This is a genomic window from Kaistella yananensis (assembly GCF_026107505.2).
Taxonomy (GTDB): Bacteria; Bacteroidota; Bacteroidia; order Flavobacteriales; family Weeksellaceae; genus Kaistella; species Kaistella yananensis.
The window spans coordinates 287,410-306,876 of record NZ_JAPCHZ010000005.1 but is presented as its reverse complement, the minus strand read 5'-3'; the positions used below and the strand labels follow the sequence as shown (position 1 = coordinate 306,876).

Below are 19,467 nucleotides of genomic sequence, written 5' to 3'. Positions count from 1 at the left end.
AATAACTTTAAATTTATTTAACATAATATCCGGAATATTGATTTGTGTTTAACATTAATTAACGCTCACTATTTTGCATAAAAAAAGCGAAAAATTAATTTTCGCTTTGGTCTGTGTTGTCGGTTTTGCCGTCTTTGTGAAGTATTGATGTTTCCTTAATTTCTTTTTCGGCAGTTTCTCCGGATTTGATTTTTTCTGAAGATGCCGGAATATTGGGTAAATCCTGATTTTGTTTCTTAATTTCGGCCTTATTTGTTTTGGGGTCGTTCTTTTCTTTGTCCATGATTTTTGGGTTTTTAAAATTTCGAAGTATCAATGAGACCTGTTTGGTCTTCAATTGTATAGTTCAAAGCCTTTGCCAAAACAAAAATATTATCCAAATTTTCTAAAAGCTGTTTTCGGCCTTCATCGCGAAGCCGGTTCTGGTTAACCGTTTTATATGCATTGTCTTTTGCAGATTTGCTGATTTTCTGAAGGTCTTTTTCATTAAAACGATCAATAAAAGAATCATCCATCGACTGTATTTCGACGCTGGGAATAATTCTTATTTCTGCGTTCGGAAGTTCTTTTATGATCAGCTTTTTATTCACAGAATCAACTTCGAGTTTCATTTTATTTAAATCGTAAGAAACCTGAGCATTTGTTTTGGTGAAGGTAATGAGCTCTTTTTCGATGTCCGGCAGCACTCCGCCAAAAAGTTCGGAAGTGATTTTGGTTTTCTGCATGCTTGAGAAATCCTGTTCCATCACCACCATTTTGTTCATTTTGCGAATTTGGTTGGTGATGATGTAGAAATCGTTCTGAACTTTATCCTCTGGTTTTTTGGTCAGCGCATTCCAAAGTAAAACAATGAACAGCACCAGCGCTGCTCCCAGGATAAACGGCAGTATTTTAGAGTTTGTTTTCAATTATTTCAGTAAATCTTTAAATGAAGTGTTGTCTTTGCGCACGATTTCGAGTAAATCTCTTTCCAGATAACCCGACGCAGGATATTCGATAATTCTGCCAATTTCTTTGCCATACTTCTGTACGATAATTGTTGGAACGCGCTGTATATTATAAACGCCTTCTTCGCCGCCGGGAGCCTCCTTTTTACGGTTTACCGCTATAACGGTGAGTTTTTGCTCGGGAAAATTCACGTTTTCCAGGATTTTCATCAGTCTCGGAACTTCGCGATGGCTATCTTCGCACCAGGTCCCCAACACAACGATGATGTTGTAAGAACTTAATTTTTCTTTTTTAAGTTCTGCCACAGCTTTCTGATCGATGGTGTATTGATCGTACTCTTTCGAATACCAATCGCTGTAAGGTAATTTTAGGAGCTGGTCTTTTGTCTGCATTCCGAGCAGCATTTTACCGTCGTTGGTTGTTTCAACTTCACGGTTTACCACCACTTTTTGAGCGTTACAGGATTGAAGCGAAAAAAACAAGATAGCGGATAGAAGTATAGATTTGGTTAATTTATTCATATTTTATTTTTAAATCTTCTTTAAAATGGTTTCGAGGTCGGCAGGGGAATAATATTTGTTTTTCAGAACTTTGTAATCGCTTTTGCGGTGAACATTAATTTTGTTGCCGGAAATTTCAGCAAAAGCTTCCTCACCTTTTTCCTGATAGAATGCGATGGTTTCATCGGCTTCCTGCTGGTTTGCACAAGCCTTCGACATATTCGACCGCTGAACTTCGTTAAAAAGTTCTACAAATTTTTCGCCCAAACCAAATTCCAGCAACGCACCACTTAAAACATACTGCAGATCACAAAGTGCGTCAGCAACTTCAACAATGTTATTGTCTGCGATTGCATCTTTTAATTCATTTAATTCTTCCTGTAGTAAAGAAATTCTTAATTCACATCTTTCTTTGGATGGGATTTGCGGGGTATCTAAAATGGGCGCATTAAAGGTTTTGTGAAATTCTGCAACTTGGTTTAGTGCATCAATTTTATCCATTTACTGTTTAATTTGAACAAATATAAAAATTATAATGTCAAAACCCTGAAAGTTCAAGTCTTATTAAGATAAAAAAAGCATCCATATCGGATGCCTTATCTTTGAATATTGTTGAATTTATTTCGAAATTTCTCTGCCTATTACAAGACGCTGAATTTCGGAAGTTCCTTCGCCAATGGTACATAATTTTGAATCTCTGTAGAATTTTTCTACCGGAAAATCTTTCGTATAGCCATATCCGCCGAAAACCTGAACTGCATTATTCGCAATTCTAACACAAGCTTCCGAAGCGTAAAGTTTGGCCATAGCGCCTTCTTTGGTCATGGGTTGCTTGGCATTTTTTAAATTAGAAGCACGCTGAATGAGTAATTCTGCAGCATCAATTTCCGTTGCCATATCAGCAAGCATGAAGTTAATCGCCTGAAACTGGTTAATTGCTTTGCCAAACTGGTGTCTTTCCAAAGAATATTTCAAAGCAGCTTTGTAAGCGCCACGAGCAATACCTAAACTTAATGCTGCGATCGAGATTCTTCCGCCATCAAGGATTTTCATTGCCTGTTTGAATCCAGATCCAACTTCACCTAATCTGTTGGCATCGGGAACTCTTACGTTGTCGAAAATTAATTCTGCGGTCTCGGAGGCGCGCATTCCTAATTTGTTTTCTTTTTTTCCAGAACTGAAACCTGGCATTCCTTTTTCCAAAACGAAAGCTGTAGAGTTATTTTTTGCTCCTTTTTCGCCGGTTCTGGTCATTACAACAGCAATGTCGCCGGAAATTGCATGGGTAATGAAGTTTTTAGCCCCGTTAAGAATCCACTCGTCACCATCTTTTACCGCTGTAGTACTCATCCCGCCGGAATCTGATCCTGTATTATGTTCTGTTAAGCCCCATGCCCCGATAACTTTACCAGAAGCAAGTTGCGGGAGCCATTTGTGGCGCTGTTCTTCGTTTCCGAATTCGTAAATGTGATTGGTACACAATGAATTATGAGCCGCAACGGACAGTCCGATAGAAGGATCAACCTGTGAAATTTCATCAAGAATAGCCACGTACTCGTGATAACCAAGGCCCGAACCACCGTATTCTTCAGGAATTACAATTCCCATAAATCCCATTTCACCCATTTGGTGAAAAAGTTCAACCGGAAAAGTCTGGCTTTCGTCCCAGTCCATAATATTCGGTCGGATATTTTTTTCTGCAAACTCTTTGGCAGTTTCAGCAATCATATTGATGTTGTGTAAAGTGTCACTGTTCATAGATAGTATTTGCTTTCAAAGATAATTAAATTGGTGAAGCCTGAAAATATTTTTTGAAAATTAGGTTTATTCCTGATTTTGCGAAAGTTAAATGCGTAATTTTGCAATCTTCAAAATGATATCAATGAAAAGAATTCTACTTCTGTGCTTTCTATTGCCAGCTTTGGTTTTTTCACAAATTCCTGCGGGTTATTATGACGGAACATCATCTTTAACCGGATATGCGCTTAAAACAAAACTTCACGAGATTATCTCCTCTAAAAATATTAACTGGCATTATGGAGATTTGACTGAATTTTACAATAAAACGGATTTAGATAAATATTACGATCATGATGCAAGTAATACTACAATCCTGCTGGATATTTATTCTGAAATCCCAAACGGTCCGGATGTTTATGAATATACCGTCGCCAATGTTACAGGATCTGCAAATGCAGAAGGGCAGGGATGGAACAGAGAGCATATGATGCCTCAAAGTACATTCAACAGTAATTATCCGATGTATTCGGATCTGTTTTACGTAATTCCTACGGATGCACGTATTAATCAGCTGAGGAGCAACTATCCTTATGGTATTGCTAAAACTACAACCGCTCCTTTTTATACTTTTACAAACGGATCGCGGATTAGTGCCAACGGAACGCCGGGCTCCGGCTATACCGGACGTGTTTACGAACCCATTGATGAATTTAAAGGAGATATTGCAAGAAGTTTACTTTATTTTGCGGTGAGATACGAAGGGAAATTAGGTCTTTTCAATTATTATAACGGTACTTCAGCTGCAAACGACCGAAGTCCGCTGGACGGAACCGAAGAAAAAGCTTTTGAAGACTGGTATCTTGCCATGCTTCTTCAGTGGCATAATCAGGATGCGGTTTCACAGAGAGAGATCGACAGGAATAATGAGGTTTATGCATTACAGAAAAACCGAAATCCTTTTATCGATTATCCACAATGGGTAAATGCTATCTGGAATCAGACCGCAAATTCTTTAGAACCTGAGGCTCCCACGAACTTAAGTATTACGCAGACAAGTGCTTATTTTGTAAATTTAAGCTGGACGCCAAGTCCCGATGCTGATGTAATCGGATACAAAATCTATCAGAATGATGTGCTGATTGCCTATACTAAAGATACCTCAGTTTCAATTGATCATTTGGCACCTTCCACCTTTTATAATTTCAAAGTTCAGGCTTATGATAATAGTTACTATCAGTCGATGTACAGCAATACGGTTTCTGCAATAACTTTAGCGACCGATATTTATGCAAAGGATCTGATGATTACCAAATATCTGGAAGGAAGTGAGAATAATAGAGCAATTGAAATAACCAACAAAACCGGGCATCCTGTTAATCTCAATAAATACCGTATCAGTACTCAGTTTTATAACAACACTGCGGGTAATTATTATTTTCCCGATGCGTATGAACTCGAAGGACTGGTACAGCACAACGAAACATTTGTTGTGCTCAATCCATATTCCAATTTCAGCTGTATTACAAATGATGAGGCGAGATTTGTAACGGCTGCGCCTCAGCTCACTTTTTCGGGGAGCCAATATCTTGAGCTTCGTTATGCTTCGACAACGGTAGATGCGCTAGGAATTAAAGACATGAGTAATTCATCAGTTTTGGGTGATGTTTCGCTGTACAGACTGAGTTCTGTAACGCAACCGTCAAATACATTTACCCTTTCCGAGTGGGAAGCATTTCCTGCTGATTATTGCGAGAATCTGGGCGTTTTGGCCACCTCTGATGTTGGGTTTTATTCTGAAAATAACTGGTCTGTTTATCCGAATCCTGTCGTTGGAAACAGCCTGTATGTAAAAGGGAAACAACTGGAGAACGCGCAGGAAATTTCTGTTTTTGATCTTTCGGGAAAATTGGTGCAGCAAGAAAGTCGGCCGTTTAAAAACAAAAATTCGGTAAATGTTCAAAATCTGAAGCCGGGAGTTTATATTCTGAATATAGATCATAAATCACTGAAGTTTATCAAAAAATAAATCTTCGCAGTCATTAAAATCTCCTCAAAAAATTTATTTGAGGAGATTTTTTATTACCCTATAATTAAACTATTTCAAATACAATCTCATTTTTGCTTCGTATTCCGGTTTTACTTTTATCAGCTTCCATATTTTTCTGTCTTCAGGATTTGTAATCCGGTGATAAATAATTTTATCAGCAGAATATTTAAAGTAAGGATGTGTTTTCAGCCAATCTTCAGGAGCTTCGGCGAGCGTATATTTCGCGACTTTCGAATCATCAAGATAAGCAGTGGAAATTAATTTCTGCGCTAGATTTTTATCGATGTCGTAGGTGTCGATAATTTGCTGTCGGTTGACAAACCCACCAAGTTTTTTGCGGTAACTCAGCATCATGGCGGCACTTTTTTCGTCAAAACCAAATTCTATAAGTTGTTTGTAGCTGATTTGGTTGATGTCAACTTTTGAAAAATCGGTTTTGGATTCAGATTCATTTGCAGCTTTTGTAACCAACGACTCGCTGAAACTCTTTTTAGGTAAAGTTGTTTTAAAATTTTCGGGATTCAGTAGAATGTAAGGTTTCATCTCTTCAAACTTTTCTTCAGAAATTACAAAACAACGTGCAATATCATCCAGGGTTTTAAAACTTCCTTTTAGATTACGGTCTCGGTAATTAATGATGACCTGCGCCTGTTTCTCTGAGAAGCCTAACTTTTGCCAACCTGCCAGATCAATAAGGTTTGGATCGAAATTCTGGTAAGCGATTTTGGCTTTTTCCGGAGAATTTGATCTGTAATTATTTTTAACTGAAAAATTTTCAGGTGTTTTCTCTGGAAGAAGAAGATAAGGTTCCATTTTGCGGTACTGCTCTTCGCTTATGATGAAGCAGTCTTTGAATTTTTCTTTGCTGATGAAGCTTCCACCGAGATAAACTTTGTATTTTAATATTGAACTTGCCTGCTTTTCAGTAAAACCCATTTTTACAAAATCATCTGCGGTAAAATGATCTGGATTAAATTTTCCAGGAATCGTGAGCGATTTTTTCTCGTAAGCGCGGTATGGATAATTGCTTCCACCATTCGATGGGTAATTTGTAAATCTTTGGTAAGAATCAGAAGGTGATTTTTCAGGAAGTAAAATATAAGGTTCGAGCTCTGAATATTTTTCTTCCGATATGGAATAACATTTTTTCAGCTGTTCTTTTGAAGTAAATTCGCCGCCTACAACGTTCTTATATTTTAAGATGGTAGCCACTTGTCTTTCAGAGAATCCTAAATTCTTCCAGTCACTTTCCGATAAATCATTGGGATTAAATTCTGAGAGTTCTTTCTTCTCTGTTTTTGTATAATTTACAGTTTCAAGAGAATCAGGTGGCCGCTCATCCGTTTTTGCAGAATTAAAATAAAAAAGACCGCCCAACATGATTGCTCCCGATGTGGCCAGTCCTAAAAAATAATTTTTTGCGGCGGAAATTTGTAGAGGTAAGCGCATGATAATTCATTTTGTGCAAACATAAAATGAATTAACCCAATAAGTTACAGTGAAAACACCTGTTTTATTGCGTTGAAAACACCCTTTTTTATTCCGGTTTGTCTACCAGGGAATCCTTCAGTTTTTGTAACTCAGCTTTTACAAACTCCAAACGGTCGATCATGCTGATGGTTTCTGATATTTTCGAATTGGTAGCGAGTGCGATCCGGGCTCCGTCTAGCGTGTATCCTTTTTCTTTAACCAAATGGTAAATAATCTGCAGGTTTTTGAGGTCTTCAGGAGTGAAGTACCGGTTTCCTTTTTTATTTTTCTTAGGTTTAATAATCGGGAATTCCTGTTCCCAATATCTTATTAATGAAGTATTAACATTAAAAGCCTTGGCTACTTCGCCTATCGAATAATACAGTTTATCGGGTAAATTAAGTTTCATAAAAAAAGGAAATGTAGGTTGGTAAAGGTAGAAATTTTTAGGCTTATTTAGTAAGCAACTTCCATTTTTACTTTTTTGCCTTTTAGTTTTTCGGTAGATAATTTTTTCAGCAAATCTTTTACCTTTTTACGGTCAACCGCAACGTAGGAAGTGGTGTCTTTTACTTCAATCAAACCGATATCTTCTTTGCCGAGTTCCCCTTTTTTGATGAGATAGCCTACAATATCTACTTTATTTACTTTGTCTTTTTTTCCAGCGCTGATGTAAATAGTTTGGAAAGGCGTTTTCCCGGGAACACGGTTGCTTTCGGAAACATTTTCTTCCGGAATATTATTTTTTATGAACGGGAAATTCTCATCTTCAGTCATAATTAAATAAGCAAAACCTTTGGCGTTCATTCTTGCAGTACGGCCGTTTCTGTGGATGAACGCATCTTCTTTCGGCGGTAACTGGTAATGAACAATCGATTCAACCTCCGGAACATCCAGTCCGCGGGAGGCCAAATCCGTGGTAATTAAAATCCGTGAAGAATCATTTCTGAATTTCAGAAGTGCACGCTCTCTTTCATCCTGTTCCATTCCGCCGTGGAAGGTTTCGCGCTCAATTCCCTTTTCTCTTAAAAGCTCAGAAATTCGGTCTACGGCATCGCGGTGGTTGCAGAAAACGAGTGTCCTTTTATTTCCGATTTTACAGATTAAATGAAATAAAGTATCTAATTTTTCTTCCGAAGTTGTAATTACCTTTCTCAATTGAATGTCAGGTTTTGAATCATGAATTTTTAGAAAATTAATGATTTTTTCATCCTTTAAACCAACAAACGACGGAATTTTATCCATCGCGGTTGCCGAGGTTAGGATTCGTTGCGAACAGTTTTCCAAAGCCTGAATTATGTAATTCATATCTTCTTCAAAACCCAGTTCCAGCGCTTTGTCGAACTCATCTAAAATTAAAGTTTTGATTGTTGAGGGGTCAAAATTTTCATTTCTTAAATGATAAGCAATTCGTCCCGGAGTACCTATCAGTAAGGCAGGTGCATCGCGAAAGTTGTTGATTTCTACTTTTTTATCGTGACCTCCGTAACAGATAGAAATTTTGAAATCGGTACCCATTTGTTTGAAAACCTGCTCAATCTGCAGAGCAAGTTCCCGCGCCGGAACCAAAATCATCGCCTGAACTCCCGATGAATTTTTCTTTAAATTTCTTAGCAGCGGAAATAAAAAAGCCAGCGTTTTTCCTGATCCTGTTGGAGAAAGCAGAATGACATCTTTTTCGTTTTCTGAGGCAGTATAGGTAGATTTCTGCATCTGATTCATTTCCTGAATCTGCAGTTTTTGATAGATGGTTTCTAAATTCATTTTGCAAAGGTAAAAGAAAACGCTTTGGTTTGAAAATGAGACCGGTAAGATTTTAAAAATATACTCCCGAATCTTATTGCATTTACCAAATAAATTCTTAATTTTGCACCACTTTTTGTGGGAACATTTGGCTAAGTTAAAACATTAACAATTAACATCTTCCGTATTTTTCATTAACCACATTAAGCCAAAGATTGAAAAAGAAGGAATACAAATTATTTTATTATGTCAGAAACGACAGACAAAGCAGAGGTTCTTTTGAACCAAAACGTAGCACCAGAACAGTTTGATTGGGATTCTTTCGAATCAGGATTAGATGCTGATGCAAGAAAAGAGAAAAGTGATTTAGAGGAAATCTATAACGGATCTCTTAACAACCTTCAGGATAACGATGTTCTTGTTGGTAAAGTTGTAAGACTTACTGATAAAGAAGCAATTGTTGATATCAACTTCAAATCTGAAGGGGTTATTTCTCTTAACGAATTCCGTTACAACCAAGGTTTAAAAGTTGGTGATGAAGTAGAGGTAATGGTTGACAGAAGAGAAGACAAATCTGGGCAGTTACAGCTTTCTCATAAAAAAGCAAGAACGCTTAAGGCTTGGGACAAAGTTAACGAACTTCACGAAACTGGAGAAATCGTTAATGGTTTCGTAAAATCAAGAACTAAAGGCGGTATGATCGTTGACGTTCATGGTATCGAAGCATTCTTACCAGGTTCTCAAATCGATGTGAAGCCTATTAAAGATTACGATCAGTTCGTAGGTAAAACAATGGAGTTCAAAGTGGTGAAAATCAACCCTGAGTTCAAAAACGTTGTTGTATCTCACAAAGCGCTTATCGAAGCAGATCTTGAAGGTCAGAAGAGAGAAATCATCGGTCAGCTTGAAAAAGGTCAGGTTCTTGAAGGAACTGTTAAGAATATCACTTCTTACGGTGTATTCGTTGATCTTGGAGGTGTTGACGGACTTATCCACATCACAGACCTTTCTTGGTCTAGAGTTAACCACCCATCAGAAATTCTGTCAGACGGTGAAACTGTAAAAGTGGTAATCCTTGATTTCGATGACGAGAAAACAAGAATCCAGTTAGGTATGAAGCAATTAGAAGCTCATCCTTGGGACGCACTTTCTGCTGACTTAAAAGTAGGAGACAGAGTAAAAGGAAAAGTAGTGGTTCTTGCTGATTACGGTGCATTCGTAGAGGTTGCTCCAGGTGTAGAAGGATTAATCCACGTTTCAGAAATGTCTTGGTCTACTCATTTGAGAAGTGCAGGTGATTTCGTAAAAGTAGGTGACGAGGTAGAAGCAGAAGTTTTAACCCTTGACAGAGAAGACAGAAAAATCTCTTTAGGTATGAAGCAGCTTAGCCAGGATCCTTGGTCAAATATCGAAACTAAATATCCAGTAGGTTCTAAGCACGTTGGAACGGTAAGAAACTTTACTAATTTCGGTGTGTTTGTAGAATTGGAAGAAGGTATCGATGGATTAATCTACATCTCTGATCTTTCTTGGACTAAGAAAATCAAACACCCATCAGAATTCTGTGCAGTTGGTGATAAATTAGATGTAGTTGTTCTTGAGCTTGATACAGCGGCAAGAAGACTTTCTTTAGGTCACAAACAACTTCTTGAAAATCCTTGGGATAAATTCGAAACTAAATATGCTGAAGGTACTGTACACGCAGGAAAAGCTACTGAAGTTTTCGATAAAGGAGCACAGGTACAGTTCGAAGATGCTGAAGTTGAAGCTTTCTGCCCATCAAGATTATTAGAAAAAGAAGATGGTTCTAAAATCAAGAAAGGTGAAGAAGCACAGTTCAAAGTAATCGAGTTCAACAAAGAGTTCAAAAGAGTAGTAGTATCTCACACAGGATTCTTCAGAGACGAAGAAAAGAAAAACGTGAGAGAAACTTCTTCATCTAACAAGCCAATGGGTTCTTCAAGCAACGAAGAAAAATCAACTCTAGGTGATTTAGATGTATTAGCAGAATTGAAAAAGAAAATGGAAGGTGGTAACTAATCTCTTCTAGATCTTAATAAAATGACGCCTCCGTAACCGGAGGCGTTTTTTTGTGAAAAAAAACTAAAACATATTGATATTTTTTATATTTTCGAACCCAATTAATGAAAATATATGAAAAATAGAAATTTACCTTTTAAAATTGCTGCGGTATTTTTGATGTTTTCTTTCGGAAATGTGGGCGCACAGGACTTCAAGTCTATCATTCAGGACCATCTTTCAGCAAAGAATACATTTTTGAAAGCCGATCTTAAGAATTTCGAAATCATCAATCAGGATTTTTCCAAATCCATGAATTCGGATGTGGTTAAAATCCAGCAGTCCTATAACGGAATCCCTGTTTATAATGCAGTGGGTACCGCTTTGATTAAAGATCAGAAAATCAGCTTTTTTAATGACAGTTTTGCGAAAAATTACTCGAACGCAATGCAGCCATCTGAAGCGGCGAACAACAAATCAGTCTTTGCTAATGTCGCGCAGTCCCTGGGTTTAAAAAACAGTACAAGTTACCAGCTAATCGGTATTATAGATGCCGATCTCGATGTACCTTTTGTAAAAAGCCGTTTAATCTATTTTCAGACAGAGAACAATGATTTAAGGCTATGCCACGAATATATTTTTGAAGAAAAAGGTACTTCAAATTATTGGGATGTTCTTGCCGATGCTAAAACAGGTGAAATTTTGAGCAAAGTAAACCTTACGCTTTCCTGTACCTTTAATCATGATGCTTATCATCATGATTATACCGCACATCTTCCGGAAGGTTTCAGCAGTGATTTCAGTGATTCCTTAAAACCAGCAACGGCATTAGCGCCTTTAAATGCAAGTTATAGAGTGTTTGCTCTGCCAATCGAAAGTCCTGGTCATGGCGACAGAACGCTGGAAGTAAATCCCTGGTTTGCAGATGCATCCCCAGAAGGTTGGCATACCATTCCCGGAGGCACTTACACTGGAACTTTCACTACAACAAGAGGAAATAATGTAATGGCTTATGAGGATAAGGCAAATACCAATGCACCGGGAGCTTATGCCGAAGGTGGAGTCAACCGTGTGTTCGATTTTCCATTTATCGTAAATAATACACCTGCGAATTTAAATGCTTCAACCACCAATCTGTTTTATGTTAACAACAAGATTCACGATATTTTTTACCGTTTAGGATTTACCGAAACTGCAAGAAATTTCCAGGCGTGGAATTTTGGTAAAGGTGGTGGCCAGAACGATTACGTGCAGGCTGAATCACAAGATGGCGGCGGTACAGATAATGCAAATTTTTCAACACCTATCGATGGATCAAGACCTAGAATGCAGATGTATTTATGGAATCCTTCGGTTTTGGAGCGGGTGTTCTACAACGCTCCTGCAGAAGCGGTGGGAAGAGTGGTTCAGAATTACATTTCTACCACTTTTGGACCTGCACTTACACCTACAGGCATTACAGCAGATGTGAAACTGGCTCCCGTGCTTGATGCCTGTACTGCTTTGCCAGCTGGTTCGCTTACCGGAATGATCGGTTTAATCGAAAGAGGGTCATGTGATTTTGTGGTTAAAGTGAAAAATGCACAGAATGCCGGTGCGCTCGCTGCAATTATCTACAGTTTGCCAACCTCTACGCCAACCTCTGGAATGGCGGGAGTTGATGCTACGATTACAATTCCGTCGGTATTGGTAGAGAACTCCGAAGGTGTATATATGAAAAATTTACTGGCAACAAAAACTGTAAATATAACCTTGAAATATGACCCTGCAACACAAAAAATTAGAGACGGAAGTTTTGATAACGGAATTGTAATTCACGAATATGGTCACGGAATTTCCAACAGAAATACAGGAAGCGGTTATTCATGTCTGTCCTCGTCCAACTCAAAAGAACAAATGGGTGAAGGCTGGTCGGATTTCTTTGCCTTGATGCTTACTAACAGGCCTGGTGATAACGCTTCAGTTCCTAGAGGAATCGGTACTTATGCAATTACGGAAGATATCACAGGTCTTGGAATCAGACCGGCACAGTACTCACCGGATTTTGGAATTAATAACTATGCTTACGGCGATACGAACGGAATGGAATATACCAATACCAGTGGTCAGTTGGTACCCAATGTTCACTCAATTGGTTTCGTTTGGGCATCTATGCTATGGGACCTGCACTGGAAGTATGTTGAAAAATACGGTTACTCATCAGATGTAATGGCAAATACAACCAACGGAAGTACTAGAGTGCTGCAGCTTGTGACCGACGCACTGAAACTTCAGGAATGTAGCCCTACCTTTGTGAGCGGCAGAAATGCAATTTTAGCAGCAGAACAAGCAACTACTGGCGGTCAGGACAAATGTATGATTTGGGACGTTTTTGCAAGAAGAGGTCTGGGTGCAAATGCATCTGCAGGATCAAAAACAAATATTAACGATCAGGTTGAAAGTTTTGATGTGCCTGCAGAATGTGTACTGGCAACTAGTGATGTGAATGCAGGTAAAGCCTTAAGCATCTATCCTAATCCGGCGAAAAACGAATTCTTCCTGAAATCTGGTAAAAATATCTTAGGAAAAGTAAATGTTGAGATTTTTGATGCAACAGGAAAATTGGTTTCCAGCCAGAAGATTTCAGGTGCTGATGCGGTAAATACTCAATCGCTCGTAAACGGAGTTTATGTGGTGAAAATAACAGGTTTAGGAGTGAATTATTCATCTAAACTGATGATCAAGAAATAATTAATAATTATATTTTTCAGCCGCTCTGCAATTTTTGTGGAGCGGTTTTTTTCACGAAGGTTTTAATTATTAATTGCGTTTTCTTCAAAGCTGTAAAGGCAGGATTAAAAAAACGCACTAAAAAACCCATCAAATAAAATGTGATGGGTTTTTTTATGGTTGTTGTCTGAATTACTTTTTGTAAGCAGCGTCTTTAATTCTCGCTTTTTTACCTCTAAGGTTTCTGAAATAGTAGATTCTCGCTCTTTTCACTTTACCTCTTCTGTCAACCTCAATTTTCTGAAGTGCTGGTAAATTGATAGGGAAAACTCTTTCTACTCCTACATCACCACTCATTTTTCTGATGGTAAATGTTTTGGTAAGACCGGTTCCTCTCAACTGAATTACAGTTCCTTTAAAGAACTGAGTTCTAGTTTTAGCGCCTTCTTTAATTTCGTAATACACAGTGATGGTGTCACCGGCTTTGAATTCTGGGAATTCTTTTTTAGCAATGTACTTGTCTTGTACGTACTTTAATAAATCCATTTTTATAATAAAAATTTTTTGTCAAGCTAAGCAACATTCACGTCCTTCGTCAGAGGTTGATTAACAGGTTGCAAAAATAACATAATTTTTTCTGTCTGCCAATACTTTAAAAGATATTTTTTAAAAATTTGCAATTCAATAATGATTTTAAAATATTTAAAAAAAAGCTTTTGCGAATTTACAAAAAACGCAAATAGAATTTTATTAAAAAAAATTGTAATTTCAAGCCACAAAATTTCAATATAATAATGATCGATAAAAGAGTAAAAAATGCCAAAGAAGCCATCCAGGGAATTACTGATGGAATGACTGTGATTGTAGGCGGTTTCGGATTATCCGGAATTCCCGAGAATTCAATCGCCGAGCTGGTTGCAAGTAATATTTCCGGACTTACCTGTATTTCCAACAATGCCGGAGTCGATGATTTTGGACTTGGTTTGCTTCTTCAAAAAAAACAGATTAAAAAAATGATCGCATCCTACGTTGGAGAAAACGCAGAGTTCGAAAGACAAATGCTTTCCGGTGAACTGGAGGTGGAACTCACGCCACAGGGAACTTTAGCGGAAAAATGTCGCGCTGCGCAACACGGAATTCCGGCTTTTTATACTCCCGCAGGTTACGGAACTGAAGTTGCGGAAGGTAAGGAAACTAAAGAATTCAACGGCAAAATGCATATTCTGGAGTATGCCTACGAAGCAGATTTTTCTATCGTGAAAGCCTGGAAAGGTGATCACGCAGGAAATTTAATCTTCAGAGGAACTGCACGAAATTTCAATGCGCCAATGGCTGGAGCCGGGAAAATTACCATTGCTGAGGTGGAAGAATTGGTTGAGCCTGGAGAACTTGATCCTAACCAGATTCATATCCCTGGAATTATGGTTCAGCGGATTTTCCAGGGCGAAAAATTCGAAAAAAGAATAGAGCAGCGTACAACCAGAAAAAGAGAAGCATAATGTTGACAAAAGAACAAATAGCACAGCGAATTTCAAAGGAAGTTAAAGACCGTTATTATGTAAATCTCGGGATTGGAATTCCCACTTTGGTCGCAAACTATGTTCCGCAGGATATTTCTGTTGAATTCCAAAGTGAGAACGGAGTGCTTGGCATGGGACCTTTTCCTTACGAAGGCGAAGAGGATCCTGACTTAATTAACGCAGGAAAACAGACGATTACAACACTTCCGGGAGCTTCGTTTTTCGATTCCGCGTTCAGTTTCGGGATGATCCGCAGCAAAAAAGTTGATCTCACCATTCTTGGAGCCATGGAAGTTTCAGAAAACGGAGATATCGCCAACTGGAAAATACCCGGCAAAATGGTGAAGGGCATGGGCGGCGCAATGGACTTGGTTGCTTCAGCTGAGAATATTATTGTAGCGATGATGCACGTGAACAAAGCCGGCGAAAGCAAAATTCTTAAAAAATGTACACTTCCACTTACCGGTGTTGGATGTGTAAAAAAAGTAGTGACAGAACTTGCCGTGATGGATGTTACGCCAAAAGGTTTTAAACTTCTCGAGCGTGCTCCCGGAGTTTCCGTGGAAGATATCATCAAAGCAACCGACGCCGAACTCATTATCGAAGGAGATATTCCGGAAATGCAGTTTTAAATCAAATATCCAACCGATATAATCCCTTTCAAATTTTGAAAGGGATTTTTTTTGTGCTTCTGTGAAACAGATTATTTATCTGAAATTTAACGTGTTTACAGATGTTTTTAATAGGCTTAACTTTCTCTTTTAAAAATTATATCTAAAAATATTTTGAATTTAACAAAAAACATCTAATTTTGCCATCTAATTTAGATAAAAGTACAAGTGAATGCGAAATTTACAGTAAAAGTTGCAAAGGTTCAGGACCTTAAATATGTGCCGGCTATTTTGAAAGAGATCGAAGAATCTGCGAAAGAGCGCGGAACCGGTATTGCAAAACGTACTGCAACTTATCTCGAAGAGAAAATAAATGAAGGGAAAGCAGTAATGGCATTCTCTCCGGAAGGCGAGTGGGCGGGTTTCTGCTATATCGAAACGTGGAGCAATAAAACTTATGTTGCCAATTCCGGATTAATTGTTTCCAGAAAATTCAGGAACGAAGGATTAGCAAGGAAAATAAAGGAGTTTATTTTTCATTACTCACGCAAAAAATATCCCAACGCAAAACTTTTTGGCCTTACAACAGGTCTTGCAGTGATGAAAATCAACAGCAGCTTAGGGTACAAACCTGTTACTTACTCAGAACTTACCCAGGATGATGTGTTCTGGAGCGGATGCCAAAGCTGCGTGAATTTTGAGATTCTAAAAAGCAAAGAGCGCAAAAATTGCCTTTGTACCGCAATGCTGTATAATCCCAATGAAGTGAAAGAACCTGAAAATATTAAAAAAACCGAAACTGAAGATGACCAGAAGTTATTTTCAAAATTCAAAAAAATAAGAACAATGTTATGGAAAAAGTAGTTTTAGCTTACAGTGGCGGACTCGATACTTCTTTTTGTGCCGTTTATCTTTCGAAAGTGAAACAATTAGAAGTGCATGCGGTGATGGTCAATCTTGGTGGATTTTCTGAAGAAGAAATAAAAAAAACGGAAGAGCGCGCTTATCATTTAGGTGTAAAATCTTTCCATGTAATCGATGATGCGGAGAATTATTATCAAAAATGCATCAAATATTTAATTTTCGGAAATGTTTTAAAAAATAATACTTATCCGCTTTCCGTAAGTTCTGAAAGAGTTTTTCAAGCAACAGCGATTGCAAATTATGCTAAAAAAATTGGTGCAAAAGCCATCGCTCACGGAAGTACGGGTGCGGGAAATGATCAGGTGAGATTTGACAGTATTTTTCAGATTCTTTTGCCCGAAATTGAAATCATCACGCCGATTCGTGATCTGAAACTTTCCAGAAATGAAGAAATAGAATTTTTAAAAGAAAATGGTTTCGAAATCAATTTTGAAAAATCGCAATATTCGATCAATAAAGGTCTTTGGGGAACATCTGTAGGTGGAAAAGAAACCTTAACTTCAAACCTGTCACTACCGGAAACGGCCTTTCCAACGCAAATTTCAAAAACTGAACCGGAAGAAATGAGCATTACTTTCGAAAAAGGCGAAATCAAAGCGGTGAATGGTCAAGAATTTTCTAAACCGATTGAGGCGATTCAGTTCATTCAGGAAATTGCGCAAGCTTTTGCCATCGGCCGCGACACCCACGTTGGCGACACAATTATCGGAATCAAAGGTCGTGTGAGTTTTGAAGCTGCAGCGCCTTTAATTATTCTGAAAGCCCATCATTTGCTGGAAAAACACACCTTAACCAAAAGCCAACTTTTCATTAAAGATCAGCTGAGTCTTTCCTACGGGAATTATCTGCACGATGGTTTGGTCCTCGATCCGGTGATGCAGGATATTGAAACGCTTTTCGAGTCTTCACAGAAAACCGTGAATGGAATTGTGAAAATTTTACTTAAACCTTATCATTTTTCACTGATCGGAGTGGAATCGGAAAACGATTTAATGTCTTCAAAATTCGGTTCTTACGGAGAAATGAACAAAACCTGGACGGAATCTGATGTAAAAGGTTTCTCCAAAATTTATTCGAATGCGCTAAGCATTTATCATCAGGTAAACAACAAGAATTAACATGGAAAAAATAAAAGTAGGAATTGTAGGCGGAACAGGTTTTACAGCAGGCGAATTAATTCGAATCTTGCTTTATCACCCGAATGTAGAGATTTCTTTCGTGACGAGTCAAAGTCTTCAGGGCGAATTTGTTTCTGATGTTCATAAAGATTTGTTCGGGGAAACAACTTTAAAATTTGAAAATCTGGCGCAACCCGCCGATATGATTTTCCTTTGTCTTCCGCATGGCGAAAGCAAAAACTGGCTTATCGAAAACGAAAAACGAATTGCGCCCGAAACTAAAATTATCGATTTGGGAAATGATTTTCGTGTGGATGAAGAATGGAATGATAAAAAATTCATCTATGGACTTTCGGAATTTAACAAAGAAAAAATTGTAAAAGCTTCGTATATCGCCAATCCGGGCTGTTTTGCGACAGCGATTCAGTTGGGAATTTTACCGATTTTAAAGCAAGAAAAAATTGAAAAAATACAATGCGTAGGAATCACTGGTTCTACCGGAGCTGGAAAAGCTTTGCACCAATCGCTGAATTTCAATTGGCGAAATGATAATATTTCTCCTTATAAAACCTTTACGCATCAACATATCGCAGAAATTGAGAAAAGCATTTCACTGATTTCTGAAACCAAAACGGAAATTAATTTCATCCCATGGAGAGGTGATTTTACCCGTGGAATTTTCGTTTCATTAATGATGGAAAGCAATCTTTCTCAGGCAGAAATCGAGGAAATTTATAAATATGCTTATAAATATTCAAAATTCGTTTTCGTTTCCGCAAGTCCGATTGATCTGAAACAAGTCGTAAACACCAATAAAGCGGTGGTTTATATCGAAAAAGTCGGGAAAAATCTGGCAATTCACGTGGCGATTGATAATCTGTTGAAAGGCGCTTCCGGACAAGCCATCCAAAATATGAATTTGATGTTCGGTTTTGATGAAAAATCTGGATTAAATCTTAAACCTTCTGTTTTTTAATCATGAAATTATTTGATGTATATCCTTTGATGCCCGTAGATATTGTGAAGGCAGAAAACTGTAAACTTTGGGACGAAAACGGAACCGAATATTTCGATTTTTATGGCGGTCACGCGGTGATTTCTGTTGGCCATTCGCATCCTTTTTATGTGGGAAAAATTAAAAATCAGCTCGATAAAATTGGTTTTTATTCCAATTCTGTGATCAATAAATTGCAGGAAGAATTGGCCGAAAAGCTTGGAAAAATCTCAGAATATGAAGATTACAATCTTTTTTTGTGTAATTCAGGCGCGGAAGCGAATGAAAATGCCCTGAAAATTGCATCTTTTATTTCAGGGAAAAAGAAATTCATTACGTTCAAAAATTCTTTTCACGGACGAACTTCCGCGGCAGTTGCAGCGACTGACGATCCTTCGATTGTGGCTCCAGTAAACGAAACTTCAAATTTTATTTTTTGTGAATGGAATAATGTGGAGGAATTTGAAAAGCTCTTTTTTGAAAATATTCAGGATTTAGCTGGAGTTATTATTGAAGGAATTCAGGGAATTGGCGGAATTCAGATTCCTTCTCAAGAATTGATGTCGAAGATCTCCGAATTGTGCGTTGAAAATTCGGTTTTCTTTATTTCAGATGAAATTCAGTCGGGTTACGCGAGAAGCGGAAAATTCTTTGCTCATCAGTATTTCAACGTAAAGCCTGACATCATTACGACCGCAAAAGGAATGGCAAACGGTTTTCCAATCGGTGGCGTTTTGGTTTCGTCGAAAATTCCTGCAAAACACAAAATGCTTGGAACTACTTTTGGTGGAAATCATTTGGCTTGTGCAGCTGCAATCGCGGTTTTAGAGATTATTTCTAATGAAAATCTAGTTGAAGAATCTCTTCAAAAAGGAAAATATTTAGTCCAAAAATTAAATGAAATTCCACGGGTCAAGGAAATCCGCGGAAAAGGTCTTTTAATCGGAATCGATTTTGAAATTCCGGCTTCACAAGTTTCCAAAATATTAAGGGAAGAGTTTAAAATTTTTGTCGGAAGCGCTTCAAATCCTTTAACGATGAGGCTTTTGCCGCCACTTACTATTTCTTATCCTGAAATGGATTATTTAATTTCTTCTCTTCAATCAGTCTTAAATTCAATTTAA

At 37.9% G+C, this 19,467-nt stretch carries 18 protein-coding genes; 9 read left to right on the top strand and 9 right to left on the bottom strand.

Annotation, left to right across the window (positions count from 1 at the left end; translation table 11 throughout):
- Window positions 1–94: 94 nt before the first annotated feature.
- The 5 genes from OK344_RS10625 to OK344_RS10605 form a co-directional block, all read right to left on the bottom strand.
- On the bottom strand, window positions 95–283 hold the full coding sequence (locus OK344_RS10625; RefSeq protein ID WP_088468852.1) for a hypothetical protein: 189 nt from the start codon (window positions 281–283) through the stop codon (window positions 95–97).
- Window positions 284–296: 13 nt separating this feature from the next.
- Window positions 297–908, bottom strand: coding sequence for a DUF4230 domain-containing protein (locus OK344_RS10620; RefSeq protein WP_265144760.1), 612 nt, complete (start codon window positions 906–908; stop codon window positions 297–299).
- Window positions 909–1,469: a TlpA family protein disulfide reductase gene (locus OK344_RS10615; protein WP_265144759.1), complete on the bottom strand. Its 561-nt coding sequence runs from the start codon at window positions 1,467–1,469 to the stop codon at window positions 909–911.
- Window positions 1,470–1,478: 9 nt separating this feature from the next.
- Window positions 1,479–1,949 carry a pyrophosphohydrolase domain-containing protein gene (locus OK344_RS10610; RefSeq protein ID WP_265144758.1) on the bottom strand — a complete coding sequence of 157 codons (471 nt, stop codon included), beginning with the start codon at window positions 1,947–1,949 and terminating at the stop codon, window positions 1,479–1,481.
- Window positions 1,950–2,066: 117 nt separating this feature from the next.
- Window positions 2,067–3,206, bottom strand: a complete 1,140-nt coding sequence (locus tag OK344_RS10605) for an acyl-CoA dehydrogenase family protein (RefSeq protein ID WP_088468856.1) — start codon at window positions 3,204–3,206, stop codon at window positions 2,067–2,069.
- 124 nt (window positions 3,207–3,330) lie between these two features.
- Here OK344_RS10605 and OK344_RS10600 point away from each other — a divergent pair, with 124 nt between their 5' ends.
- The gene (locus tag OK344_RS10600; protein WP_265144757.1) at window positions 3,331–5,214 is read left to right on the top strand and encodes an endonuclease; all 1,884 of its coding nucleotides are present in this window, start codon (window positions 3,331–3,333) and stop codon (window positions 5,212–5,214) included.
- 69 nt (window positions 5,215–5,283) lie between these two features.
- Here OK344_RS10600 and OK344_RS10595 read toward each other — a convergent pair whose 3' ends face one another.
- The 3 genes from OK344_RS10595 to OK344_RS10585 all read right to left on the bottom strand — a co-directional run bounded on the left by OK344_RS10595 (window position 5,284) and on the right by OK344_RS10585 (window position 8,469).
- Window positions 5,284–6,684 carry a helix-hairpin-helix domain-containing protein gene (locus OK344_RS10595; RefSeq protein ID WP_265144756.1) on the bottom strand — a complete coding sequence of 467 codons (1,401 nt, stop codon included), beginning with the start codon at window positions 6,682–6,684 and terminating at the stop codon, window positions 5,284–5,286.
- Window positions 6,685–6,772: 88 nt separating this feature from the next.
- A complete protein-coding gene (locus OK344_RS10590; protein ID WP_265144755.1) occupies window positions 6,773–7,114 on the bottom strand; it encodes a MerR family transcriptional regulator in 342 nt (113 codons plus the stop codon).
- A 47-nt stretch (window positions 7,115–7,161) separates the two neighbouring features.
- A complete protein-coding gene (locus tag OK344_RS10585) occupies window positions 7,162–8,469 on the bottom strand; it encodes a DEAD/DEAH box helicase (protein ID WP_265144754.1) in 1,308 nt (435 codons plus the stop codon).
- 225 nt (window positions 8,470–8,694) lie between these two features.
- On the opposite strand from OK344_RS10585, the gene rpsA reads away from it, so the two are divergent.
- Together rpsA and OK344_RS10575 are read left to right on the top strand one after the other, a co-directional pair.
- Window positions 8,695–10,488: a 30S ribosomal protein S1 gene (rpsA, locus tag OK344_RS10580; RefSeq protein ID WP_265144753.1), complete on the top strand. Its 1,794-nt coding sequence runs from the start codon at window positions 8,695–8,697 to the stop codon at window positions 10,486–10,488.
- A 114-nt stretch (window positions 10,489–10,602) separates the two neighbouring features.
- Window positions 10,603–13,197 carry a T9SS-dependent M36 family metallopeptidase gene (locus OK344_RS10575; RefSeq protein ID WP_265144752.1) on the top strand — a complete coding sequence of 865 codons (2,595 nt, stop codon included), beginning with the start codon at window positions 10,603–10,605 and terminating at the stop codon, window positions 13,195–13,197.
- Window positions 13,198–13,368: 171 nt separating this feature from the next.
- Here OK344_RS10575 and rplS read toward each other — a convergent pair whose 3' ends face one another.
- Window positions 13,369–13,722, bottom strand: coding sequence for a 50S ribosomal protein L19 (gene rplS, locus OK344_RS10570; RefSeq protein ID WP_088468863.1), 354 nt, complete (start codon window positions 13,720–13,722; stop codon window positions 13,369–13,371).
- Between the two features lie 248 nt (window positions 13,723–13,970).
- Here rplS and OK344_RS10565 point away from each other — a divergent pair, with 248 nt between their 5' ends.
- The 6 genes from OK344_RS10565 (at window position 13,971) to OK344_RS10540 (ending at window position 19,467) form a co-directional block, all read left to right on the top strand.
- A complete protein-coding gene (locus OK344_RS10565) occupies window positions 13,971–14,675 on the top strand; it encodes a CoA transferase subunit A (protein ID WP_265144751.1) in 705 nt (234 codons plus the stop codon).
- Window positions 14,675–15,328, top strand: coding sequence for a CoA transferase subunit B (locus OK344_RS10560; protein WP_265144750.1), 654 nt, complete (start codon window positions 14,675–14,677; stop codon window positions 15,326–15,328). The genes OK344_RS10565 and OK344_RS10560 overlap by 1 nt, the downstream gene beginning before the upstream one ends.
- A gap of 207 nt (window positions 15,329–15,535) precedes the next feature.
- Complete coding sequence (locus OK344_RS10555) at window positions 15,536–16,171, top strand: N-acetyltransferase (RefSeq protein WP_179285914.1); 636 nt, start codon at window positions 15,536–15,538, stop codon at window positions 16,169–16,171.
- On the top strand, window positions 16,159–17,349 hold the full coding sequence (gene argG / locus OK344_RS10550; RefSeq protein ID WP_265144749.1) for an argininosuccinate synthase: 1,191 nt from the start codon (window positions 16,159–16,161) through the stop codon (window positions 17,347–17,349). Before OK344_RS10555 ends, argG begins: the two co-directional genes overlap by 13 nt.
- Window position 17,350: 1 nt before the next feature.
- Entirely contained in the window at window positions 17,351–18,325 is a 975-nt protein-coding gene (gene argC, locus OK344_RS10545; protein WP_265144748.1) for an N-acetyl-gamma-glutamyl-phosphate reductase, read from the top strand.
- A 2-nt stretch (window positions 18,326–18,327) separates the two neighbouring features.
- A complete protein-coding gene (locus OK344_RS10540) occupies window positions 18,328–19,467 on the top strand; it encodes an aspartate aminotransferase family protein (protein WP_265144747.1) in 1,140 nt (379 codons plus the stop codon).